The sequence below is a fragment of the Betaproteobacteria bacterium genome (genome assembly GCA_016194905.1).
In the GTDB taxonomy this organism is placed as follows: domain Bacteria; phylum Pseudomonadota; class Gammaproteobacteria; order Burkholderiales; family JACQAP01; genus JACQAP01.
The window spans coordinates 339948-363235 of record JACQAP010000005.1 but is presented as its reverse complement, the minus strand read 5'-3'; the positions used below and the strand labels follow the sequence as shown (position 1 = coordinate 363235).

General features: G+C 60.0%; 28 protein-coding genes and 1 pseudogene. 27 read left to right on the top strand and 2 right to left on the bottom strand.

Annotation, left to right across the window (positions count from 1 at the left end):
- The 20 genes from rpmC (at position 1) to rplQ (ending at position 9433) form a co-directional block, all read left to right on the top strand.
- Complete coding sequence (gene rpmC, locus HY067_03005) at positions 1 to 195, top strand: 50S ribosomal protein L29 (protein MBI3526916.1); 195 nt, start codon at positions 1 to 3, stop codon at positions 193 to 195.
- The gene (gene rpsQ / locus HY067_03000; GenBank protein ID MBI3526915.1) at positions 192 to 467 is read left to right on the top strand and encodes a 30S ribosomal protein S17; all 276 of its coding nucleotides are present in this window, start codon (positions 192 to 194) and stop codon (positions 465 to 467) included. The genes rpmC and rpsQ overlap by 4 nt, the downstream gene beginning before the upstream one ends.
- A gap of 149 nt (positions 468 to 616) precedes the next feature.
- Positions 617 to 985 (top strand): 50S ribosomal protein L14, encoded by a 369-nt coding sequence (gene rplN, locus HY067_02995; GenBank protein MBI3526914.1) that lies wholly within the window; start codon positions 617 to 619, stop codon positions 983 to 985.
- A gap of 9 nt (positions 986 to 994) precedes the next feature.
- On the top strand, positions 995 to 1312 hold the full coding sequence (gene rplX / locus HY067_02990) for a 50S ribosomal protein L24 (protein ID MBI3526913.1): 318 nt from the start codon (positions 995 to 997) through the stop codon (positions 1310 to 1312).
- 10 nt (positions 1313 to 1322) lie between these two features.
- Entirely contained in the window at positions 1323 to 1916 is a 594-nt protein-coding gene (gene rplE / locus HY067_02985; protein ID MBI3526912.1) for a 50S ribosomal protein L5, read from the top strand.
- Positions 1917 to 1923: 7 nt separating this feature from the next.
- Positions 1924 to 2229 (top strand): 30S ribosomal protein S14, encoded by a 306-nt coding sequence (rpsN, locus tag HY067_02980; protein ID MBI3526911.1) that lies wholly within the window; start codon positions 1924 to 1926, stop codon positions 2227 to 2229.
- 13 nt (positions 2230 to 2242) lie between these two features.
- A complete protein-coding gene (rpsH, locus tag HY067_02975; GenBank protein ID MBI3526910.1) occupies positions 2243 to 2638 on the top strand; it encodes a 30S ribosomal protein S8 in 396 nt (131 codons plus the stop codon).
- A gap of 22 nt (positions 2639 to 2660) precedes the next feature.
- A complete protein-coding gene (gene rplF / locus HY067_02970) occupies positions 2661 to 3194 on the top strand; it encodes a 50S ribosomal protein L6 (protein ID MBI3526909.1) in 534 nt (177 codons plus the stop codon).
- Positions 3195 to 3211: 17 nt separating this feature from the next.
- Positions 3212 to 3562 (top strand): 50S ribosomal protein L18, encoded by a 351-nt coding sequence (gene rplR / locus HY067_02965; protein ID MBI3526908.1) that lies wholly within the window; start codon positions 3212 to 3214, stop codon positions 3560 to 3562.
- Between the two features lie 11 nt (positions 3563 to 3573).
- The gene (rpsE, locus tag HY067_02960) at positions 3574 to 4086 is read left to right on the top strand and encodes a 30S ribosomal protein S5 (GenBank protein MBI3526907.1); all 513 of its coding nucleotides are present in this window, start codon (positions 3574 to 3576) and stop codon (positions 4084 to 4086) included.
- 18 nt (positions 4087 to 4104) lie between these two features.
- The gene (rpmD, locus tag HY067_02955) at positions 4105 to 4314 is read left to right on the top strand and encodes a 50S ribosomal protein L30 (protein MBI3526906.1); all 210 of its coding nucleotides are present in this window, start codon (positions 4105 to 4107) and stop codon (positions 4312 to 4314) included.
- Positions 4315 to 4749: a 50S ribosomal protein L15 gene (rplO, locus tag HY067_02950; protein MBI3526905.1), complete on the top strand. Its 435-nt coding sequence runs from the start codon at positions 4315 to 4317 to the stop codon at positions 4747 to 4749.
- A 2-nt stretch (positions 4750 to 4751) separates the two neighbouring features.
- The gene (secY, locus tag HY067_02945; GenBank protein ID MBI3526904.1) at positions 4752 to 6068 is read left to right on the top strand and encodes a preprotein translocase subunit SecY; all 1317 of its coding nucleotides are present in this window, start codon (positions 4752 to 4754) and stop codon (positions 6066 to 6068) included.
- A 9-nt stretch (positions 6069 to 6077) separates the two neighbouring features.
- Complete coding sequence (gene infA / locus HY067_02940; GenBank protein MBI3526903.1) at positions 6078 to 6296, top strand: translation initiation factor IF-1; 219 nt, start codon at positions 6078 to 6080, stop codon at positions 6294 to 6296.
- A 42-nt stretch (positions 6297 to 6338) separates the two neighbouring features.
- Entirely contained in the window at positions 6339 to 6452 is a 114-nt protein-coding gene (rpmJ, locus tag HY067_02935) for a 50S ribosomal protein L36 (GenBank protein ID MBI3526902.1), read from the top strand.
- Between the two features lie 40 nt (positions 6453 to 6492).
- Entirely contained in the window at positions 6493 to 6882 is a 390-nt protein-coding gene (rpsM, locus tag HY067_02930; GenBank protein ID MBI3526901.1) for a 30S ribosomal protein S13, read from the top strand.
- 27 nt (positions 6883 to 6909) lie between these two features.
- Entirely contained in the window at positions 6910 to 7308 is a 399-nt protein-coding gene (gene rpsK, locus HY067_02925) for a 30S ribosomal protein S11 (protein ID MBI3526900.1), read from the top strand.
- Between the two features lie 17 nt (positions 7309 to 7325).
- Positions 7326 to 7952 carry a 30S ribosomal protein S4 gene (gene rpsD / locus HY067_02920; protein ID MBI3526899.1) on the top strand — a complete coding sequence of 209 codons (627 nt, stop codon included), beginning with the start codon at positions 7326 to 7328 and terminating at the stop codon, positions 7950 to 7952.
- 99 nt (positions 7953 to 8051) lie between these two features.
- Positions 8052 to 9026: a DNA-directed RNA polymerase subunit alpha gene (gene rpoA, locus HY067_02915; protein ID MBI3526898.1), complete on the top strand. Its 975-nt coding sequence runs from the start codon at positions 8052 to 8054 to the stop codon at positions 9024 to 9026.
- An 11-nt stretch (positions 9027 to 9037) separates the two neighbouring features.
- Entirely contained in the window at positions 9038 to 9433 is a 396-nt protein-coding gene (gene rplQ, locus HY067_02910) for a 50S ribosomal protein L17 (GenBank protein ID MBI3526897.1), read from the top strand.
- A gap of 195 nt (positions 9434 to 9628) precedes the next feature.
- Here rplQ and uvrA read toward each other — a convergent pair whose 3' ends face one another.
- Positions 9629 to 12478 carry an excinuclease ABC subunit UvrA gene (gene uvrA, locus HY067_02905; protein ID MBI3526896.1) on the bottom strand — a complete coding sequence of 950 codons (2850 nt, stop codon included), beginning with the start codon at positions 12476 to 12478 and terminating at the stop codon, positions 9629 to 9631.
- A gap of 101 nt (positions 12479 to 12579) precedes the next feature.
- Here uvrA and HY067_02900 point away from each other — a divergent pair, with 101 nt between their 5' ends.
- The 4 genes and pseudogenes from HY067_02900 (at position 12580) to HY067_02885 (ending at position 19428) form a co-directional block, all read left to right on the top strand.
- Complete coding sequence (locus HY067_02900; protein ID MBI3526895.1) at positions 12580 to 13929, top strand: MFS transporter; 1350 nt, start codon at positions 12580 to 12582, stop codon at positions 13927 to 13929.
- Positions 13930 to 13932: 3 nt separating this feature from the next.
- A complete protein-coding gene (locus tag HY067_02895; GenBank protein ID MBI3526894.1) occupies positions 13933 to 14397 on the top strand; it encodes a single-stranded DNA-binding protein in 465 nt (154 codons plus the stop codon).
- A gap of 234 nt (positions 14398 to 14631) precedes the next feature.
- A complete protein-coding gene (locus HY067_02890) occupies positions 14632 to 18102 on the top strand; it encodes an indolepyruvate ferredoxin oxidoreductase family protein (GenBank protein ID MBI3526893.1) in 3471 nt (1156 codons plus the stop codon).
- Positions 18103 to 18232: 130 nt separating this feature from the next.
- Positions 18233 to 19428, top strand: a pseudogene (locus HY067_02885) (metallophosphoesterase).
- A gap of 24 nt (positions 19429 to 19452) precedes the next feature.
- On the opposite strand, the gene ugpQ reads toward HY067_02885, so the two are convergent.
- Positions 19453 to 20205: a glycerophosphodiester phosphodiesterase gene (ugpQ, locus tag HY067_02880; GenBank protein MBI3526892.1), complete on the bottom strand. Its 753-nt coding sequence runs from the start codon at positions 20203 to 20205 to the stop codon at positions 19453 to 19455.
- A gap of 151 nt (positions 20206 to 20356) precedes the next feature.
- Here ugpQ and HY067_02875 point away from each other — a divergent pair, with 151 nt between their 5' ends.
- The 3 genes from HY067_02875 (at position 20357) to aspS (ending at position 23287) form a co-directional block, all read left to right on the top strand.
- Positions 20357 to 20713 carry a zinc ribbon domain-containing protein gene (locus HY067_02875; GenBank protein MBI3526891.1) on the top strand — a complete coding sequence of 119 codons (357 nt, stop codon included), beginning with the start codon at positions 20357 to 20359 and terminating at the stop codon, positions 20711 to 20713.
- 109 nt (positions 20714 to 20822) lie between these two features.
- Entirely contained in the window at positions 20823 to 21437 is a 615-nt protein-coding gene (locus tag HY067_02870) for a DUF502 domain-containing protein (GenBank protein ID MBI3526890.1), read from the top strand.
- Positions 21438 to 21502: 65 nt separating this feature from the next.
- Entirely contained in the window at positions 21503 to 23287 is a 1785-nt protein-coding gene (aspS, locus tag HY067_02865) for an aspartate--tRNA ligase (protein ID MBI3526889.1), read from the top strand.
- Position 23288 lies beyond the last annotated feature (1 nt).

The window sequence follows — 23288 nt, the reverse complement described above, 5'->3', positions numbered from 1 at the left end:
ATGAAGGCGAGTGAACTCCGGTCGAAGTCCGAGGCCGATCTGGGCAAGGAGCTCAATGAGCTTCTGAAAGCGCAGTTTTCCCTGCGCATGCAACTGGCTACCCAGCAGCTGACCAACACCAGCGAAATCAAGAAGGTGCGCCGCGACATCGCTCGCGTGCGCACGTTGATCGGTGAAAAGGCGAAAAAAGCATGAGCGAGCAGACATCCACGTCCAATCCCCGCAAGCTGACCGGTCGGGTAGTGAGCGACAAGATGAACAAGACCGTCACGGTCCTGGTCGAGCGCAAGGTCAAGCATCCGCTGTATGGCAAATTCGTCAGCCGCTCCAAGAAGTACCACGCACACGATGAGAAGAACGAATTCCATCCCGGCGATCTGGTTTTGATCGAAGAGACCCGCCCGCTGTCCAAGACCAAAGCGTGGAAAGTGGTGAAACTGGTTGAAAAGGCCAAGGAGGAAATTTAAGCCCCTTGCCTGGGCGGCGTTTTTTCCATAGAATGCCGCCTTTTTCCCGGAACGCCTCGCGGCGGTCCGGCTTCTGACCCAGACACGGGTTCCAAAACTGGTCTGCCGACCCGCAGTACGAGGCGGACGAAGTTGGAGAGAGAAAGCAGATGATTCAAATGCAAAGCAGGCTAGATGTAGCCGACAACACCGGTGCACGCTCCGTCATGTGCATCAAGGTGCTCGGTGGCTCCAAGCGCCGCTATGCCGGCATTGGCGACATCATCAAGGTCAGCATCAAGGATTGCGCGCCGCGCGGGCGTGTCAAGAAGGGCGAGATCTATCACGCCGTGGTCGTGCGGACGGCCAGTGGCGTGCGTCGTCAGGATGGCTCGCTGGTGAAATTCGATTCCAATGCGGCAGTTCTGCTCAATGCCAAGCTCGAGCCGATTGGCACGCGCATTTTCGGCCCGGTTACCCGTGAGCTGCGTACCGAGCGCTTCATGAAAATCGTATCGCTTGCTCCCGAAGTGTTGTAAGGAAAGATCATGCGCAAGATTCGCAAAGGCGACAACGTCGTCGTCATCACCGGCAAAGACAAGGGTAAACGTGGAGCGGTGCTGCGCATACTGAGCGACAGCTACCTGCTGGTGGAAGGCGCCAACAATGTCAAAAAGCACCAGAAGCCCAATCCGATGAAGGGAACCACTGGCGGTATTGTCGCGAAAGAAATGCCGATTCACGTCTCCAACGTGGCGTTGTTCAACCCGACCACCCAGAAGGCGGACAGGGTCGGGGTGAAGCGCCTGGACGACGGCCGCCGCGTGCGGGTCTACAAGTCGAACGGCGAGATGCTGGACGCGTAAGAGGAAGATTATGGCGAAGGCGAAGTTGAAGGCAGCATCTACCGAGAAAACCGCGTCCGCGCAGGCGGCGCGGTTGCATACACACTACCGTGACGCAATCGTGCCGGCTTTGATGAAGCAGTTCGGTTACAAGACTTCCATGCAGGTTCCGCGCATCGACAAAATTGTCCTGAACATGGGCGTGGGCGAAGCCGTCAACGACAAGAAGATTCTCGAGAATGCGGTTGGCGACATGATCAAGATCGCCGGCCAGAAGCCGGTGGTCACCAAGGCGAAGAAGTCGATCGCCGGTTTCAAGATCCGCAAGGACTACCCGATCGGCTGCATGGTGACCCTGCGGCGAGGGCGCATGTATGAATTCCTGGACCGTCTGGTTTCCATTGCGATTCCCCGCATCCGCGATTTCCGCGGTATTTCGGCGCGCTCCTTCGATGGTCGTGGGAATTTCAACCTGGGTGTGAAGGAACAGATCATATTTCCGGAGATCGAGTACGACAAAATCGACGTGCTCCGGGGTTTGAACATTACGATAACCACGACAGCGAAGACCGACGAAGAGGCGCGTGTGCTTCTCGCCGCCTTCAAGTTCCCCTTCAAGAACTGAGGTCGTCATGGCAAAGACCGCTCTGATCAATCGAGAACAAAAGCGCCGGGTTACCGTGAAGAAGTTCGCGGCCAAGCGCGCCGAGCTGTTCGCAATCATCAATAACAGCAAGGCGTCCGACGAGGAACGCACGGAAGCGCGCGACAAGCTGGGCAAGTTGCCGCGTAATTCCAGCCCGGTCCGGTTGCGCAATCGCTGCGCGCTGACCGGTCGTCCTCGCGGGGTATTCCGCAAGTTCGGCCTCGGGCGCAACAAGCTGCGCGAAATCGCCATGCGTGGCGAGATTCCCGGCGTGACCAAAGCAAGCTGGTAGCAGGAGACTCTGGATGAGCATGAGCGACCCCATTGCCGATATGCTGACGCGCATCCGCAACGCGCAAACTGCGGAGAAGACGTCGGTTGTCGTGCCCACGAGCAAACTCAAGGTATCGATCGCCAAGGTCCTCAAGGACGAGGGCTACATCGAGGACTTTGCGGTTCGCGACGACAGCGGCAAGCAATTTCTCGAGATCGGATTGAAATACTACGCCGGTCGCCCCGTGATCGAGCGCATCGAGCGGGTGAGCCGCCCGGGCCTGCGTATCTACAAGCCGGCGAGCGATATTCCGGAAGTCATGAACGGCCTCGGAGTGGCGATCGTGTCCACTTCCAGGGGGGTCATGACCGATCGCAAGGCCCGCCAGTCCGGCGTCGGCGGCGAAGTGTTGTGCATCGTTGCGTAAAGTGGCTTAGGAGCAAAACAAGATGTCTCGCATTGGCAATCTTCCGGTCAACGTTCCGAAGGGCGTGGACGTGACGGTAGCGTCGGGTCAGATCTCGATCAAGGGGCCGCTGGGCACGCTGTCGCAACGCTTGTCCACGACTGTGGAAGTTACGCGGGATGGAGACCATATCGTGTTCAAGGCGCTGGACGAGTCGATTCAGACGAACGCGATGTCCGGCACGCTGAGATCATTGGTTGCGAACATGGTGCAAGGCGTGACCAAAGGATTCGAGAGAAAGCTGCAGCTGTTTGGCGTTGGCTATCGAGCTCAAGCGCAGGGCGATAAGCTCAACCTGACGCTGGGCTTTTCGCATCCGGTAGTGCATCAGATGCCCAAGGGTATCAAGGTGGAGACGCCGGTACAGACTGAAATTCTGATTAAGGGCATCGACAAGCAGGTCGTCGGTCAGGTCGCAGCGGAAGTACGCGGCTATCGCCCGCCGGAGCCCTACAAAGGCAAAGGCGTGCGCTATTCCGACGAGCGTGTAGTGCTGAAGGAAACCAAGAAGAAGTAACGGAGCCGACGATCATGATTGACAAGAAACAATCGCGCATACGCCGTGCCCGCCAGACCCGTGCCAAAATCGCGGAATTGAAGGCGGTGAGGCTTGCGGTGTATCGCTCCAATGACCATATATATGCACAGGTGATCGATCCAACTTCGAGGGTGCTCGCGTCGGCTTCTACACTCGAACCCGATGTACGCAAAGAGGTCGGCAACGGCAGCAACGTCAAGGCGGCGGCCGTGGTTGGCAAGCGTATTGCGGAGAAGGCCAAGGCGCAGGGTGTGGAGCAAGTCGCGTTCGATCGTGCAGGATTCAAGTACCACGGCCGTGTGAAGGCGCTTGCGGAAGCAGCGCGCGAAGCCGGACTCAAGTTCTGAGGATATAGACCATGGCCAGAATGCAACAGCACAACGAAGAGCGTAGCGACGGCATGCGCGAGAAGATGGTGTCTGTCAACCGCGTCACCAAGGTGGTGAAAGGCGGCCGTATCCTCGGCTTCGCGGCGCTGACAGTGGTCGGCGATGGCGACGGCGGAATCGGCATGGGCAAAGGCAAGGCCAGGGAAGTGCCGGTGGCCGTGCAGAAAGCAATGGACGAGGCACGCCGCAAGATGGTGAAGATCAGTCTCAAGAACGGGACTCTCCAGCACGCGGTGGTGGGCGAGCACGGTTCGGCGAAGGTATTCATGCAACCGGCATCGGAAGGTACCGGGATCATTGCCGGCGGACCCATGCGTGCGATTTTCGAAGTCATGGGCGTAACCAACGTGTTGGCAAAGTGTCTTGGCTCGACCAACCCGTACAACGTTGTGCGTGCCACGATCAACGGCCTGCAGGGAATGAGCACCCCTGCTGAGATTGCGGCAAAGCGCGGCAAGACCGTGGAAGAGATCCTGGGCTGACCGGGTACTGAAAAAATCATGGCCAAGAAAAAAGAAGCAGCAAAGAAATCGGGAAAGACGGTCAAGGTCACGCTGGTGCGTGGCGTGGTCGGCACCCGTGAAAGCCATCGCGCAACGGTGCGTGGCCTCGGCCTGCGGCACATCAACCATACAGTTGAACTGGAAGATACGCCAGCGGTGCGTGGCATGATCAACAAGGTGAACTACCTGGTGAAGTGCGAGGCATAAATGCGTTTGAACCAGATCAAACCGGCAGCCGGCTCCAAGCACGCAAAAAAGCGTGTCGGTCGTGGCATTGGCAGCGGATTGGGCAAGACCGCGGGTCGCGGCCACAAAGGTCAGAAGGCGCGTTCGGGCGGCTTCCACAAAGTGGGCTTCGAAGGCGGCCAGATGCCTTTGCACCGGCGCCTGCCGAAGCGCGGTTTCGTATCGCTTACTAGAGGGGATACGGTCGAGGTGAGATTGTCTTCGCTCGACAAACTGACGGTGGACGACATCGATATTCTGGTGCTGAAGCAGGCGGGCGTGGTGCCGAACGCGGCCCTTGCGGCCAAAGTGATACTGAATGGGGAAATCAAGCGCAAGGTGATTGTGCGCGGATTGCTGGTAACGAAGGGCGCGCGCGCAGCCATTGAAAAGGCCGGCGGCAGCGTCGAAGGCTGAGCTTGGCGCAGAACTCTTTGATCGGGGGCAAGTTCGGCGATCTGAAGCGCCGATTGTTGTTCCTGCTGGGCGCTCTGATCGTATATCGCATCGGTGCGCACGTTCCGGTGCCAGGTATCGACCCAGTGCAGCTCGCGGAGCTGTTCAAGTCGCAGAAGGGCGGCATTCTGGACATGTTCAACATGTTCTCGGGCGGCGCGTTGTCGCGATTTACCATCTTCGCGCTGGGCATCATGCCGTACATCTCGGCTTCTATCATCATGCAGTTGATGACCGTCGTATCGCCGACACTCGAGCAACTGAAGAAGGAAGGTGAGGCCGGCCGCCGGAAGATTACGCAGTACACACGCTACGGCACCTTGTTTCTGGCGACTTTCCAGGGCCTGGGAATCGCAATCGCGCTGGAATCGCAGCGCGGGCTGGTGATCGAACCGGGACTCGCGTTCCGCTTCACCACCGTGGTCACGCTGGTGACCGGAACAATGTTCCTGATGTGGCTCGGCGAACAGATCACGGAGCGAGGTATCGGCAATGGCATTTCGCTGATCATTTTCGCGGGCATTGCCGCGGGGTTTCCGAGGGCGATCGGCGGTACGCTGGAACTGGCGCGTACGGGTGCATTCTCGATCCCGTTGGTGCTGTTGCTGCTGGTGGGCGCAATCCTGGTGACCGGGTTCGTGGTCTTTGTGGAACGCGGCCAGCGCAAGATACTGGTGAATTACGCGAAGCGACAGGTTGGCCGCAAAGTTTATGGCGGGCAGAGCTCGCATCTGCCATTGAAGCTGAACATGTCGGGCGTGATTCCGCCGATATTCGCCTCGAGCATCATTTTGTTTCCGGCCACGCTGGCCGGCTGGTTTGGCAGCAACGAAAGTATGACCTGGCTGCGCGATATCAGCGGCACCCTGCATCCCGGGCAGCCGATTTACGTATTGTTGTATGCGTCTGCGATTATTTTCTTCTGCTTCTTTTACACGGCCCTGGTGTTCAACCCCAAGGAAACCGCGGAGAATCTGAAGAAGGGCGGTGCGTTCGTGCCGGGGATCCGGCCTGGCGAACAGACGGCAAAGTACATCGAGAAGATCACCATGCGGCTGACCCTGGCGGGCGCGATCTATGTGACGCTGGTGTGCCTGTTGCCGGAGTTTCTGATCGTGAAATGGAACGTGCCGTTCTATTTCGGCGGCACCAGCCTGCTGATCATCGTGGTGGTGACCATGGATTTCATGGCCCAGGTGCAGGCGTATGTCATGTCGCACCAGTATGAGAGCCTGCTCAAGAAGGCGAACTTCAAGGGCGGGATGTTCCCGACCCGCTAGCGGAGGAGCATGGCCAAGGAAGAAACCATCCAGATGCAGGGAGAAATCCTGGAAACCCTGCCGAACGCGACGTTTCGCGTGAAGCTGGAAAACGGCCATGTGGTGCTGGGACATATTTCCGGAAAGATGCGGATGCACTACATCCGGATTCTGCCGGGCGACAAGGTGACGGTGGATTTGACGCCTTACGATTTGACGCGAGCGCGCATCGTATTCCGCGCCAAGTAAGTTTGAACAACGGCTCGCCGAACGGCGGCTGAGGGAGTAGAAATGAGAGTACAAGCATCGGTCAAGAAAATGTGCCGGAACTGCAAGATAGTCCGTCGCAACCGCGTTGTGCGCGTAATTTGCACTGATCCGCGCCACAAGCAGCGCCAGGGTTAACCGGGCGGGGACGCAACTTTTAACAGAACGCAGGACAACTATGGCTCGTATCTCCGGTGTAAACATTCCGAACCATCAGCACGCGGTCATTGCGCTGACTTCAATCTATGGAATCGGCCGCGCCCGTTCGCGCGCCATCTGCGCTGCCGCAGGCATCAACGGCTCGACCAAGATGAAGGATTTGTCCGACAACGACATGGAGAAGCTGCGCGAACAGGTGGCGAAGTTCACCGTGGAGGGGGACCTGCGTCGTGAAGTGACGATGAATATCAAGCGCCTGATGGATCTGGGCTGCTACCGAGGCACACGCCATCGCCGCGGATTGCCCGTGCGCGGTCAGCGCACCCGTACCAACGCACGTACCCGCAAGGGTCCGCGCAAGGCGATTCAGCGCACCGGCGGAGCGACCCCGGCGCCGGCGGCGAAGTAAGCGAATTTAGATCAAGGATTTTTTGACATGGCAAAAGCAGCTACTCCAGCGGTAAGGGTCCGGAAGAAGGTCAAGAAGAACGTGGCCGAGGGCATCGCCCATATTCACGCATCCTTCAACAACACCATCGTGACCATCACGGATCGCCAGGGGAATGCGCTGTCCTGGGCAACATCCGGCGCGGCAGGTTTCAAAGGTTCGCGCAAGTCCACTCCGTTCGCGGCGCAGATTGCCGCCGAGCAAGCTGGCCGTGCCGCACAGGAGTGCGGCGTGAAGAACCTCGAAGTGCGCATCAAGGGCCCCGGTCCGGGGCGCGAATCCGCGGTTCGCGCCTTGAACGCGGTCGGGTTCAAGATCACCAGCATCTCGGATGTCACGCCGGTCCCGCACAACGGCTGCCGTCCGCCCAAGAAGCGCCGTATCTGATCCCAAGGAGACAAGCAGTGGCAAGGAACCTAGATCCGAAGTGCCGCCAATGCCGCCGAGAAGGCGAAAAGCTGTTCCTCAAAGGCGAGAAGTGTTTCAGCGACAAGTGCTCTATAGAGCGCCGTTCGTACGCGCCAGGCCAGCACGGTCAGAAGAACCTGCGCCGTTCCGACTACGGCACGCAACTGAGGGAGAAGCAGAAGATCCGTCGCATTTACGGAATGCTGGAGCGCCAGTTCCGCAATACCTACAAGTTGGCCGCGCGGGCGAAGGAAGTCACCGGCGAGGCCCTGTTGCAAATGCTGGAAAGTCGACTGGACACCGTCGCGTATCGCATGGGTTTCGGCTCGTCGCGGACCGAAGCCCGCCAGGTTGTGCGCCACAACGGCATTCTGGTTAATGGCAAACGGGTCAACATCCCCTCGTATCAGGTTCGCCAGGGCGACGTTATCGAAGTTGCCGAGGGCGCGAAGGGCCAATTGCGCATCAAGGGCGCAGTCGAAGCGGCAGAAGGTCGCGGGTTCCCGGAGTGGATCGAAGTCGATATCAAAGCGCTCAAAGGCACATTCAAGGCGAAGCCGCAACGCTCTGAACTGCCCTCGACGATCAACGAATCGCTGGTGGTGGAACTGTATTCGAAGTAAGCGAACCGGTATTGCGGCCCGCCGTCGTCTCCTTAGGACCGGCCGGGCCGTATGTTTTTAATACGGAACGTCCCGAATTCAATCTAGAGGGTCACGTTTATGCAAAGCAGCTTTCTGAAGCCGCGAATCATCGATGTTCAGACGATCTCCGCCTTCCATGCGAAGGTGACGATGGAGCCGTTCGAACGCGGCTATGGTCACACCCTCGGCAACGCACTGCGCCGGGTGCTGCTGTCCTCGATGCCAGGATTTGCGCCGACCGAGGTCAAGATCAACGGCGTTCTGCACGAATACTCCACCATCGACGGTGTGCAGGAGGATGTCGTCGACATCCTGCTCAACCTGAAGGGCATCGTGCTGAAGCTGCACAATCGCGATGAAGTCGTGCTCAATCTGAAGAAGCAGGGCGAGAGCGTCGTCACCGCGGGCGACATCGAAGCGTCGCACGACGTCGAGATCATCAACCCCGAGCATGTCATCGCGCACATTGCGCCCGGCGGCAAGCTCGACATGCAGATCAAGGTCGAAGGCGGCCGCGGTTATGTGCCGGCGACGACGCGTGCTCTGGCGAAGGAAGGCCGCACTATCGGTAACATCATGGTGGATGCGTCGTTCAGTCCGGTGAAGCGGGTCAGCTATGCGGTCGAGTCGGCGCGCGTGGAACAGCGCACTGACCTCGACAAGCTGATCATGGACATCGAGACCAACGGCGTTGTGGAGCCGGAAGAGGCAATCCGCTATGCCGCACGCATCCTGGTCGACCAGTTATCGCTGTTTGCAGATCTGAAAGGCACGCCGGCACCGATCGAACAACCGAAGGCTCCGCAGGTCGATCCGATCCTGCTGCGTCCGGTGGATGATCTCGAACTCACCGTGCGTTCGGCAAACTGCCTAAAGGCGGAGAACATTTATTACATCGGCGATCTGATCCAGCGTACCGAAACGGAGTTGCTGAAGACGCCGAACCTCGGCCGTAAATCGCTCAACGAGATCAAGGAAGTACTTGCCTCGCGCGGCCTGACACTCGGCATGAAGCTCGAGAACTGGCCGCCGGTCGGACTCGAGAAGGTTTAAGGGGATAGAAAATGCGTCACCAACTGGGACTGCGAAAACTCAACCGCACCAGCAGCCATCGACTAGCCATGCTGCGCAACATGACCAATTCTTTGCTGAGACACGAGGTCATCAAGACCACGTTGCCCAAGGCGAAGGAACTGCGCCGGGTCGCCGAGCCGATCATTACGCTGGGTAAGAAGCCGTCGCTTGCCAACCGGCGTCTGGTGTTTTCGCGCTTGCGTGACCGCGAGATGGTGCTCAAGCTGTTCAACGAACTGGGTCCGCGGTTTGCCAATCGCAATGGCGGCTACCTGCGTATCCTCAAGTTCGGTTTTCGGCAGGGCGACAATGCGCCCATGGCGCTCGTGGAGTTGCTGGATCGTCCCGACGTCGCTGAAGAAACCAAGACCGCTGCGAAGAAATAGGCGGGACGGCGCAAGGAAAGATGTCATAGAAAAAACGAAGAAGCCGGCATAAGCCGGCTTCTTCGTTTTTATGGGCTGAATCAACCGGATTTTGCACTGATCCTTCCGCGACTACGGCAGCGGAAGGCCGGCGTTGAGTCCGGACTGCGTCTGGCAAGACGCTTGAACCGAGTCTCGGAAGATGTGGTTCGGAGGTTAGCCCGCTGCGACGCGGCTGCGGGCGGGTCTGGGCGGGATGATCTGGCGCAGGTAGCTGCCGGTATAGGACGACGCGGTGCCGGCGATGGCTTCTGGCGTGCCTTGCGCGATGATGGCGCCGCCTCCGTCGCCGCCTTCCGGGCCGAGATCTATTATCCAGTCCGCGGTCTTGATGACATCCATATTGTGCTCGATCACCACCACGGTATTGCCGTGATCGCGCAACCGGTGCAGCACGGTGAGCAGCATCTCGATGTCGTGGAAATGCAGACCGGTGGTCGGCTCGTCGAGGATATAGAGCGTGCGTCCGGTATCGCGTTTGGATAGCTCGAGCGCCAGCTTGACGCGCTGCGCCTCGCCGCCCGACAACGTGGTCGCGCTTTGTCCGAGGCGGATATAACCGAGCCCGACGTCGAGCAGCGTGTCGAGCTTGCGGGCGAGCACCGGAACGGCGCTGAAGAAATCCCGCGCCTGCTCCACGGTCATGTCCAGCACTTCATGAATGTTGCGGCCTTTGTACTGGATCTCCAGGGTTTCGCGGTTGTAGCGGTTCCCGTGGCAGACATCGCAGGCAACGTAGATATCCGGCAGGAAATGCATTTCCACCTTGATGACGCCGTCCCCCTGGCAGGCTTCGCAGCGGCCGCCCTTGACGTTGAACGAGAAGCGTCCGGCGCCGTAGCCACGCTCGCGCGCCAGCGGTACGCCGGCGAACAAATCGCGTATCGGCGTGAACAGGCCGGTGTACGTGGCCGGATTCGAGCGCGGCGTGCGACCGATCGGGCTCTGGTCCACGTTGACGACCTTGTCGAAGAAATCCAGTCCCTGAATGTCGTCGTGCGGCGCCGGTTCGGCAGTGCTGCCGTAAAGGTGCTGCGCCACTGCGTGGCAGAGCGTGTCGTTGATCAGCGTGGATTTGCCGGAACCCGAAACGCCCGTTATGCAGACGAACAGGCCGACTGGAAGATCGAGGTTCACGTTTTTCAGGTTGTTGCCGCGTGCTCCAAGCAGACGGAGCATTTGCTTCGCCTGGGGCTTGTGACGCAGCTGCGGCATCGCGATGTGACGACGCCCGGACAAATACTGTCCGGTGAGCGATTCTGGGCTGGCGGCGATTTGTGCGGGCGTTCCTTCCGCGACGATGCGGCCGCCATGTACGCCGGCGCCCGGACCCATGTCCACGACGTAGTCGGCATTCATCATCGCATCGGTGTCGTGTTCCACCACGATGACCGAATTGCCGAGGTCGCGCAGCTCCTTCAGCGTTTCAAGCAACCGATCATTGTCGCGCTGGTGCAGGCCGATCGAGGGTTCGTCCAGCACGTACATGACGCCGGTCAGTCCCGAGCCGATCTGCGAGGCGAGCCTGATGCGCTGCGCTTCACCGCCGGAGAGCGTGTCGGCCGAGCGGTCCAATGCCAGGTAGTCCAGCCCGACATTGACCAGGAATTGAAGCCGATTGGCGATTTCGTGCACGATCTTTTCCGCGATCGCGAGCTTCGCGCCCTCCAGCCTCATTTCGTGGAAGAACTGCAGCGCCAGTTTCAGCGGCAGGCAGCTGACTTCGTAGATTGCTTTGCCGGCGACGAATACATTACGTGCTTCGCGGCGCAGCCGGGTGCCCTTGCACTCGGGGCAAGGCTGGCTGGCGAGATATTTCGCCAGTTCTTCGCGTACCGCGGCTGAATCGGTTTCGCGATAGCGTCGCTCCAGATTGGGCAGAATGCCTTCGAAAGGATGCTCGCGCTGGTACTTGTTACCGCGCTCGCCGACGTAGAGAAAACGTACTTTTTCGCGGCCGGTTCCATTCAGAATCAGATCGCGCACGGTTTCCGGCAGTTTCTCGAAGGGGGTGTCGACGTCGAATCCATACTGCTGCGCGAGGCTGCCGATCATCTGGAAATAGAACTGGTTGCGCTTGTCCCAGCCCCTGACTGCGCCGGCCGCAAGCGACATATGCGGAAATGCCACCACGCGTTCTGGATCGAAGAAAGTGATCTGGCCGAGACCGTCGCAGCGCGGGCAGGCGCCCATCGGATTGTTGAACGAGAAAAGCCGCGGTTCCAGCTCTGGCAGTGAATAGCTGCAGATCGGGCAGGCAAAGCGCGCGGAAAACAGGTGTTCGTGCCCGCCATCCATTTCCACCGCCAGTGCGCGCCCATCGGCATGACGCAGCGCCGTTTCGAACGACTCGGCCAGACGTTGCTTAATGTTCGGGCGTACCTTCACCCGGTCGATGACGATCTCGACCGTGTGTTTTTTGGTCTTAGAGAGCTTCGGAACACCGTCGATGTCAACCACCTTCCCGTCGACACGCACGCGCACGAAGCCCTGCGCGCGCAGGTCCTCGAACAATTCCAGGTTCTCGCCCTTGCGTTCGACTACTAGCGGCGCAAGGATCATCAGGCGCGTGTCCTCGGGAAGCCGGAGCACATGGTCGACCATCTGCGACACGCTCTGCGCCGACAGGACCAGGTCGTGGTCCGGACAATGCGGCTCGCCTACGCGGGCGTAAAGCAGCCGAAGGTAGTCGTGGATTTCGGTGACCGTGCCTACGGTCGAGCGTGGATTGTGGCTGGTCGCTTTCTGTTCGATCGAGATGGCCGGCGACAATCCCTCGATCAGGTCGACATCCGGCTTTTCCATCAACTGCAGAAATTGTCGCGCGTAAGCAGACAGGGATTCGACGTAGCGGCGCTGGCCTTCCGCGTAGAGCGTATCGAAGGCGAGAGAAGACTTGCCGGAGCCGGACAGTCCGGTAATCACGATCAGCCGGTTGCGCGGCAGATCGAGATTGATGTTCTTCAGATTGTGCGTGCGCGCGCCGCGTACGCGGATGAAATCCATGCGGTGGATGAATATTTGATCAACCTGTTAATATACTGCACTTCAAAAGCAATTCCCAACCCGCTTTTCAGTTCCGTTCACGAATGTCTGCATCAGACCGCATGACGCCCCAGGAGTTGCGCGCGAGCTTTGGTCTCGCCGGCATTTTCGGGCTGCGCATGCTTGGCATGTTCATCATCCTGCCTGTGTTTGCGCTCTACGCAGCGAAGCTGCCGGGGGGAAGCAGCCACACCATGGTCGGTATTGCGCTCGGCGCTTACGGCCTGACCCAGGCCTGCCTGCAAGTGCCATTCGGCTGGCTTTCGGATCGCTGGGGGCGCAAACGCACGATCTACCTCGGCCTGATCATTTTCGCGTTCGGCAGCTTCGTTGCAGCGCTGGCGCACGACATAAACATGGTGATCCTGGGTCGCATAATTCAGGGAGCGGGTGCGATTTCCGCCGCCGTGATCGCGCTTGCGGCGGATCTGACGCGCGATGGTCAGCGCACCAAAGCCATGGCCATCATCGGCATGACCATCGGCGGCACGTTCGCGCTGTCCATGGCGGCCGGACCGGTGCTCGATCGCATAGTGAGTGTTCCGGGAATCTTCGCGCTGACCGGATTTCTGGCGATCGCGGCGTTGCTGGTTGTGCGGGTCATCGTCCCCGATCCCGTGCAGGCCGCCGTACCCAAGCCGCCGGTTCAGCAGGCATCATTGAAATCGGTGTTGCGCGACACGCAGTTGTTGCGGCTCAACTACGGCATATTCGCGTTGCACGGGATCCTGATGGCGCTTTTTGTGGTGGTGCCTTTCGCGCTGCAGGCGCACCTGCCCGCGGGCAGTCATTGGCGTGTGTATCTGCCGGTCATGCTCGGCGCGATTGTGCTGATGTTGCCGCCGATGCTGCTCGCCGAACGCAGGGGACTGCAGAAACCGGTATTCGTCGGTGCGGTGACCGTGTTGATCAGCGCGCTCGCGCTGTTGATGATCTCGGATAGAGGGCTGCCCGCGCTGGTGGTCGGCCTGCTGGTGTTCTTCGCTGCCTTCAATCTGCTCGAAGCCACACTGCCCTCCATGATCTCGAAGCGGGCACCGGCCAGCGCCAAGGGAACCGCCATCGGCGTTTATAGCTCCGTGCAATTCATCGGTACTTTCGTGGGTGCGGCGAGCGGTGGCTGGTTGTCGCAACACTACGGCACCCCGGCAGTATTCGGTTTCTGCGGCATGCTGGCGATCGTCTGGCTGCTGCTGGTTTTCGGCATGCGCATCCCGCGCAGCCTCGAGACGCGCCGATATCAGCTACCCAGGTCTGACTCGCAAACCACCTCGGGGCTGGTGCGCAGCCTGTCCGGTCTGCCGGGTGTGCGCGAGGTGAACCTGAGCGGCGAGGGCGTGGCGTATCTGAAAGTGGACAGTAAGGGTTTCGACGAACAGAATGTCATCAAACTACTGGCACGGGAGATTTGAGCGATGGCCTCGGTAAATAAAGTGATCCTGATCGGTAACCTGGGGAAAGACCCGGAGGTGCGCTATCTGCCCAGCGGCGACGCGGTGGCCAATATCAGCATCGCCACCACGGAAACGTGGAAGGACAAGGGCGGCGAGAAGCAGGAAAAGACGGAATGGCACCGGGTGTCGATGTTCAGCAAACTCGCGGAGATCGCCGGCGAATACCTGAAGAAGGGATCGCAGGTCTACATCGAAGGGCGACTGGAGACCCGCAAGTGGACCGACAAGGAGGGCCACGAGCGCTACACGACGGAAATACGCGCCGACCGCATGCAGATGCTCGGCTCGCGCTCGGGCGGATCAGAGCGCATGGCGCCGCCGGATGACGACGCCCCCTCCCGTTCCACCGCTGCCCCCGCGAAAAAAGCCGCAGGGGCCGGGAAGGGCAGCGGTTTCGACGACCTCGAGGACGACATTCCGTTCTGATTGCGCCGCAAGCTCGGATGCGGTCGCGCACGCCCATGCTGACTGCGTCGCCCGATATCGCCGGCCGCGATTCCCCGTGCGAATTCTGGTCTGCGGAACGGGTCGAAGTCCTTCATGATTCCGGCGACGTCCGCATGTGGAGAATGGCCGGAATTTCCGCGAAAATGACGACTTGTCAGGACCGTCCTGAACGCGTTTGGATGGTCCGGAAATGCCCACAAAGAGATTAATGCCATGACCCTGTCCAGCGTTGCGCTCGACGACAAATACACGTTGCAGTCGGGACGTGTTTTCATCACCGGCACCCAGGTACTCGTGCGGTTGCCGATCATGCAGCACCTGCGCGACCGCGCCTCCGGCATCACCTCCGGTTGTTACATCTCGGGTTACCGCGGATCACCGCTCGGCGGTTTCGACCAGCAGCTCTGGGCCGCCGGCAAACATCTCACGGCGCATAACATCGTATTCCAGCCCGGTGTCAACGAAGATCTGGCGGCGACGGCCTGTTGGGGCACGCAGCAGGCGCATTTCGACGGCGACAACAAGTACGACGGCGTCTACGCCATCTGGTACGGCAAGGGTCCCGGGGTGGATCGCACCGGCGACGCCTTCCGCCACGGCAACCTGGCCGGTTCCGCACCCCTCGGTGGCGTGCTTTGCCTGATGGGCGACGACCATACCTGCGAATCTTCAACGACCGCGCACCAGAGCGAGTTTGCAATGGTGGATGCGATGATGCCGATCCTGAATCCCGCCGGCGTGCAGGAACTGCTGGATTACGGCCTCTATGGCTGGGCGCTGTCGCGCTACTCGGGTTGCTGGGTGGGTCTGAAATGCATGAAAGACACGATCGACGCGAGCGCTTCGGTCAACGTCGATCCGGAACGCGTGCGCATCTTGGTGCCCACCGATTTCAAAATGCCGGAAGGCGGGCTGAACATCCGCTGGCCCGACGCGCCGCTCGATCAGGAAGCGCGACTGCATACGTACAAGCTGGAGGCCGCAAAGGCGTTTGCCCTGGCAAACAGGCTCGACCAGGTCGTTATGGATTCGCCGGATGCGAAGCTGGGCATCGCAACGTGCGGCAAGTCCCATATGGATGTGCGCCAGGCGTTGCAGTATCTCGGCATCGACGACGCTGAAGCGGCAAGGCTTGGGCTTCGCATCTACAAGATCGGCATGACGTGGCCGCTCGAGCCGAGCGGCGCGTCGAAATTCGCCGAAGGCCTCGAGAAAATCATCGTCGTGGAGGAAAAGCGCGGACTGATCGAGCCGCAGCTGAAGGAAGTCCTCTACGGCAAGGCGGATGCACCGGAAATCATCGGCAAGTGCGATGAAGTCGGGAAAATCCTGTTTCGCTCCAACGCCGCGCTCGATCCCAATGAGATCGCGGTTGCGATCGGACGCCGGTTGCTTGCGCGCGTGAGCGACGCGCAACTGGCTGCGTGTGTGGCCGAGCAGGAACGTCTGGAAGCGCGGGTGACGGATAAGCCGGCGATGGATCGAACACCCTATTTCTGTTCCGGCTGTCCGCACAATACCGGCACCCGGGTGCCGGAGGGTTCGCGCGCGCTGGCCGGCATCGGCTGTCACTTCATGGCGCAATGGATGGACCGCAGCACCGCCGGATATACGCAAATGGGCGGTGAGGGCGCCAGTTGGGTCGGCGAAGCGCCATTCGTCAACACGTCGCACATGTTCCAGAACATCGGCGATGGGACCTATTACCATTCCGGATTGCTGGCGGTGCGCGCTGCAGCCGCGTCGGGTGTGAATGTCACCTACAAGATCCTCTACAACGATGCGGTCGCGATGACCGGCGGCCAGCCTGTCGACGGTCCGCTCACGGTGCCGCAGATCACGCTGCAGGTCTACGCGGAAGGTGCGAAGAAGATCGCGGTGGTCACCGACGAGCCGGAAAAATATCGGTCCACCGTCGAGTGGGCGCCTGGCGTGACCATCCATCATCGCGACGACTACGACCAGGTGCAGCGCGAATTCCGCGAAATACCCGGCTTGTCGGTCATCATCTACGACCAGACCTGCGCTGCGGAAAAGCGCCGCCGGCGCAAGCGCAATCAGTATCCCGATCCGGCCAAGCGCGCATTCATCAACGATCTCGTATGCGAAGGTTGCGGCGACTGCGGGGTCAAGTCGAACTGCGTATCCGTATTGCCGCTGGAAACCGAGTTCGGCCGCAAGCGCATGATCGACCAGTCGGCCTGCAACAAGGATTTCTCCTGCGTGAAGGGCTTCTGCCCAAGCTTTGTCACCGTGCACGGCGGTGGCGTTCGTAAAGGCACGAGCTCGCCCGCCGGACAGAACGTCGAAGCGTTGTTCGCCGCAGTGCCCGAACCGCAGATGTCGAAGCTCGATCAGCCCTACGGCATCATGGTCACCGGCGTCGGCGGTACCGGCGTGGTGACCATCGGCGCGATCGTCGGCATGGCGGCGCATCTGGAGAACAAGGGTTTCGGCGCCCTCGACATGGCCGGCCTGGCGCAGAAGGGCGGCGCGGTGTGGAGCCATCTGCAGATCGCAGCGAAGCCGGGAGACATCAGAACGGTGCGTCTCGGCTCGGGCGGGGCGAAGCTGGTGCTGGGCTGCGATTTCGTGGTCTCGGCCAGCCAGAAAACCATGGACACGACGCGGGAAGGCACGCGCATGGTCGTGAACACGCACCAGCAGATGACCGGAGAGTTCACCCGCAACGCGAACATTCAATTTCCCGGGCAGTCGCTCAAGCGGACCATCACGAAAGGCGTGGGCGAGGGCAATGCCGAGTTCGTGGATGCGACGCGCATTGCCACCGCGCTGATGGGCGATTCGATCGCGACCAATCTGTTCATGCTTGGTTACGCCTTCCAAAAGGGTCTGGTGCCGGTTTCTTCCGCAGCCATCAACAAGGCGATCGAGCTGAACGGCGCTGCGGTGAAAATGAATCAGACTGCGTTCCTGTGGGGTCGCCGTGCCGTGATCGATCTCGCCGCGATAGAGCGGCTCATCGCGCCGAAAGCGGATGTTGCGCCGACGATGGAAATTTCCCGGACCCTCGAAGAAACCGTGGCGCGCCGCGTGGAGTTCCTGACCGGCTATCAGAATGCGGCGTACGCCGAAAAATACCGGAACCTGGTCGAACGGGTGAAGCAGGCGGAGTCGTCACTGACGAAGGGGCTTACCGGATTTTCCGAAGCGGTCGCGCGCTATTACTTCAAGCTGCTCGCCTACAAGGACGAGTACGAAGTTGCGCGGCTGTACGCCGATCCGGCCTTCATGCAGAAGATCAAATCCCAGTTCGAAGGCGACTACAGCCTTCACTTCCATCTGGCGCCGCCGCTGCTGGCCAAGCGCGATCCGGGTACGGGTGAACTGCGCAAGGCGGAGTACGGCGCCTGGGTATTCACCGCGTTCAGGCTGCTGGCGAAGTTGCGCGGTTTGCGTGGCACCGCATTCGACATTTTCAGTTATACGCAGGAGCGGCGCATGGAACGCCAGTTGATCGGCGAGTACGAAGCGACGATCGAGGAACTCATCGGCAAACTGAGCAGCGACAACCACGCGCTCGCGGTGAAAATCGCTTCGATTCCGGAAGAGATCCGCGGTTACGGCCACATCAAGGAACGCAACCTCGGTATTGCGAAAGCGAAGCAGGCGGACCTGCTAACGGCATTCCGATCTCCGGAGGCAGTTCGGTCCGCGGCGTAGCGTTCGGAGGCCTTCAGGTCTCCGGTGAGCAATCATCTGCCTGTAACAAAGCTGCATTAAGCTTGGGCCGACGCACTCATTGCGAAGGCCCACGCTGAAGCCGACCGACTACCTCGTCCAGACCGCTCTCATGCGCGCCGGTGATGACATATCCGGGAGCGCGGATTTGCTTTCGGCTCCCTGCGTCGTGCGCTCGATCTTCCTGTCGGACATTCATCTCGGTACGCGCGCCTGCTATCCTTTCTGCGCCATTACGAATCCCAGCATCTCTATCTCGTGGGCGATATCGTGGATTTCTGGGCGATGAGCCGGGGCATCCACTGGTCGCGGCAGCAGAACACGGTCATTCAGAAGGTGCTCAAACGAGCACGCCACGGCACCAGGGTGATATTCGTACCCGGCAATCATGACGAGGTTCTGCGGGAGTATGTCGGCACATCCTTCGGCGACATCGAGTGCGGAGACTGGGTAGACAGTTGCACGGCGATCGTCGAGCACCACGACGGCCGCATGGAACTCATTCAATGGCTTGCCGAGCCGGTCGCCGACGTTGCAATGCCAAACCCCTGCAGATCAACGGCTTTCCATTTCAGGTTGCGCCCGCCCGACAAGCGAGTAAGGTTTGCGAAAGCGCTCCGGCATCTGGAGGAGGGCATGGCGTCCAACCCATTGCAAATGTCCGCCAAAAGGCTAAGCCGAGCGGCAGCCGAGTCGGTGGAGAGCGGGGAGCATGTGCGCGATCGCGTGCGCGATCTGACTCTGCGCGCGTTTCATGCGAAGCAGCTCGACTACGAAGGCATGAAGGAAGTCATCGAAGCGATGACCGTCGGCATCAGCCATGGTGCGCAAGCGCGCTCGATCCATATGAAACAAGCGGTGGCGGAAGCGCTGTCCGGACTGGATCAGGCGTTGATGCAATCCGCAGAGGCTTCCCGCCGTGCGCTTGAGGAACTCACCGGCCGAGGCAGGGAACTGAGCGATCGCGAACTCAAGCTGGCGGTCGAGCAGATGAAAAAACTGGAAAGCGATTTCATCGCGATGGTGAACAAGGTGGCGGAGTCAGCGGCGGAGACAGTGGCACCGGAATTCCGCAGTTTCGTGGTGCACGCCCAGCGTGTGGGAACGGAAACCGGCAGCGTCGTGGCGCAGACTATGCTGGAGTTTTCAAACACCATTGCGGCGCAGATGCTGGATGCGCAAGCCGCGGGAATTGAGGCGGCTGTGGAACTCAACAAGCGCTTTGTACAGGTCGCCAGCAGATTCCTGCAATCGCTTTCACAATCGTTGCGCGATGGTGGCCTACCTGAACGCGATAACGATAGCTGACAGCCGCAGTCGTATCGTCAGCGCTCAAGCGAAAGCAGGCGTGATGGCGTCCAGATGATCGGTCACCAGCGCATCCACACCCCATTCCAGCATATCGAGCGCCGTTTCCGAATCGTTGACCGTATAAGTCAGTACGCCGCGACCGGAGTCATGCACGGCCTTGATCAGCGCCGGATGGAGGTGCCGATGACTGATGTGCAGGGCAACGCACTGCAGCCGTTCGAGTTGAGCTTGCCAGTTTGGCGGTATCTCTGCGACCAATAGCGCACGCGGCAGATCCGGCGACTCGACTGCGGCCGCTTCCAGCGCCAGCGCGGAGAACGACGACAGTAGCGGCAGGGGTTGTGAGCCGGTCCAGAGCAGTTTTGTCATGCGCGCTACCGCTTCCCCTGTCTCTCGTTCCCGTCCGGGGCTGGGCTTGATTTCGATATTGGCCCAGACCCCCGCCTCGCGGCACAAAGCAGAGGCAGCCGCGAAACTGGGTACGGGTTCGCCGCTGAATTCGTTACCGAACCAGCCGCCTGCGTCGAGCCTTGCGATTTCCCTATAACTGGCTTGAGCCACCGCACCCGAGCCGTTGGTCGTACGCTCCAGAGTATCGTCGTGCATCAGCACCGGAACGCCGTCCGCGGTTAGTTTGACGTCGAATTCGACGCCGACGAAGCCCAGGTTGCGGGCCAGGCGAATGCCCGCCAGGGTGTTTTCGGGTGCGAGCAGGCCTCCGCCGCGATGGGCAACGATGCGTGGATAGGGCCAGAGCGGTCGCGGGACATTCATGCGTGCATCGTCGGAAAAGGAGATCGATGCCTGGATTATAACGGCCGGTATGGGGTATCGAGCGGACGTTGAGGCGCGCTGCATTGGCCCTATGTAAGCGTGGGGAGCGGCTCGATACGGTATAATTTCCCTTGTTTTTGCGAGGGATAACATGCCCATTTACGAATACAAGTGCACCAGTTGCGGACACAAGAAGGAACTCCTGCAGAAGTTGTCGGATGCGCCGTTGAGGGAATGTCCTGCTTGCGGGAAGTCCACGTTGAGCAAGCTCATCAGTGCAGCGGGCTTTCAATTGAAGGGCAGCGGCTGGTATGCGACCGATTTCAAGGGCGGATCGAAATCCGCCAAGCCAGACAAGGAAAAAGAAGACGGCCAAGCCAAGGGCGAAAGCAAGAGCGAGAGCAAGGCTTCGGACGACAACAAGGCCAAGGGCGACAACAAGCCCAAGGAAGAAGTGAAGTCCGATGTGCCTGCCAGCAGTGCGGGAGCAAGTCCCGCGGGCCAGTAATGCGGTTCGTGGACCGCACAGGACACGAGTGCCGCTTCAACACGCCTCGTGAGGATTCGGGCGGGCCGCGCACCACCCTGCGTCGGGACGGGAAGTTTCAGGGTTTCAATTGAAAAAATATCTCATCACGGGATTGTTGATCTGGGTCCCACTGGTCATCACGGCCTGGGTACTGAGTTTCCTGGTCGGTACGCTGGACCAGACACTGCTGCTGCTGCCCGACGACTGGCAGCCGCGTGCGTGGCTGGGCTTCAACATTCCGGGATTGGGCGTGCTGTTGACGCTGGTCGTGGTACTCCTGACAGGCATGTTTGGCGCCAATATCATCGGCCAGCGCCTAGTGAAGGTCTGGGAAGCTTTGTTGAACCGGATTCCGGTCGTCAAGTCGCTTTATTCCAGCGTCAAGCAGGTTTCCGATACATTGTTCTCCTCTTCCGGCCAGGCCTTCCGCAAGGCGCTGCTGGTGCAATACCCGCGTCAGGGATCGTGGACCATCGCCTTCCTGACCGGGCAGCCGGGCGGGGACGTAGCCAATTATCTGACCGGTGAATATGTCAGCGTCTATGTTCCCACCACGCCGAATCCGACGTCCGGATTTTTTCTGATGATGCCGAAAGCCGACGTGATCGAGCTCGACATGAACGTGGACGAGGCATTGAAGTACATCATCTCGATGGGTGTGGTGCCTCCGGAAAACCGATCCGCCGACGTTCATCGGCCGTAGTCTGCGCGCTGCGCCACGATGGCGCTTCTTCTCAACAATAAACGTCATCCTCGATTTTCAAGTCTATGCGCACCGAATACAGCGGCCTTGTTTCCTCTCGCCACCTCGACCGGACCGTCACCCTTTACGGATGGGTGCATCGTCGCCGCGATCATGGCGGCGTGATTTTCATCGACCTGCGCGATCGCGAAGGCCTGGTCCAGGTGGTGTGCGATCCCGACAACGCCGCCACGTTCACTACCGCAGAAAAGATCCGCAACGAATTCGTCGTGAAAGTCATCGGGCTGGTGCGTGGCCGTCCCGCCGGCACGGTGAACCCGAACCTGGTGTCTGGCGAGATCGAGGTGCTGGCCCGTTCGATCGAAATCCTGAACACGTCGGTCACCCCGCCGTTCCAGATGGACGACGAGAATCTCTCTGAAATGGTGCGACTGGAATACCGCTATCTCGACCTGCGCCGGCCGCAAATGCAGAAGAACCTGCGGCTGCGCTACAAAGTGGCGATGGCGGTGCGGCGTTTTCTCGATGCGCAGGGTTTCATCGACATCGAGACGCCGATGCTCACCAAGTCCACGCCCGAAGGCGCACGCGACTATCTCGTGCCCAGCCGGGTGCATTCCGGTGAGTTCTTCGCGCTGCCGCAGTCGCCGCAGCTGTTCAAGCAGTTGCTGATGGTTGCCGGATTCGACCGCTATTACCAGATCACGAAATGTTTCCGCGACGAAGATCTGCGCGCCGACCGCCAGCCGGAATTCACGCAGATCGACATCGAAACGTCTTTTCTCGGCGTGGCCGAGATCACGGCGCTGATGGAGGCGATGATCCGCGGCCTGTTCAAGGAAGTGCTGCAGATCGATCTGCCGGATCCGTTTCCGCGCATCACGTTTGCCGAAGCGATGCTCAAGTATGGATCGGACAAACCGGACCTGCGCGTGCCGCTGCAGCTCACAGAACTCACCGACGTCATGAAGACGGTGGACTTCAAGGTGTTTTCAGCTGCGGCCAATGCGCCGAACGGTCGGGTGGCCGGCCTGCTGATTCCCGGTGGCGGCACGCTCACTCGCGGCGAGATCGACAGCTATACCGAATTTGTGGGCATTTACGGCGCCAAGGGCCTTGCTTACATCAAGATCAACGAAGCAGCCAGAGGGCGCGAGGGCCTGCAGTCGCCTATCGTCAAGAACCTGTCGGACGAAGCGCTCAAGAAGATCGTCGAGCGTTCGAGCGCCAAGGACGGCGACCTGATTTTCTTCGGCGCGGACAAGGCCAAGGTGGTCAACGATGCGCTGGGCGCGCTGCGCGAGAAGATCGGACACGAGAAAGGCCATGCCGAAAAGGCCTGGCGGCCGCTTTGGGTGGTCGACTTTCCCATGTTCGACTGGAACGAGGAAGAGAAGCGCTGGGACGCGCTGCATCACCCCTTCACCAGTCCGGTAGATGGCCACGAGACCTACCTCGACAGCGATCCCGGCAAGGCGCTGGCCAAGGCCTACGACATGGTGCTCAATGGCTGGGAAATCGGCGGCGGTTCGGTGCGTATTCATCGCCAGGACATCCAGTCCAAGGTGTTCGGTGCGCTGAACATCGGACCGGAAGAGGCAAAACAGAAATTCGGTTTCCTGCTCGACGCGCTCCAGTTCGGAGCGCCGCCGCACGGCGGTCTGGCCTTCGGCCTTGACCGTATCGTAACCATGATGGCCGGTGCCGATTCGATACGCGATGTGATCGCCTTCCCGAAGACCCAGCGCGCGCAGGATCTGATGTGCAAGGCGCCCAGTCCGGTGGACGAGAAGCAGTTGCGCGAACTGCACATCCGTTTGCGCAACGTCGAACAACCGAAGGCCGGCTAGC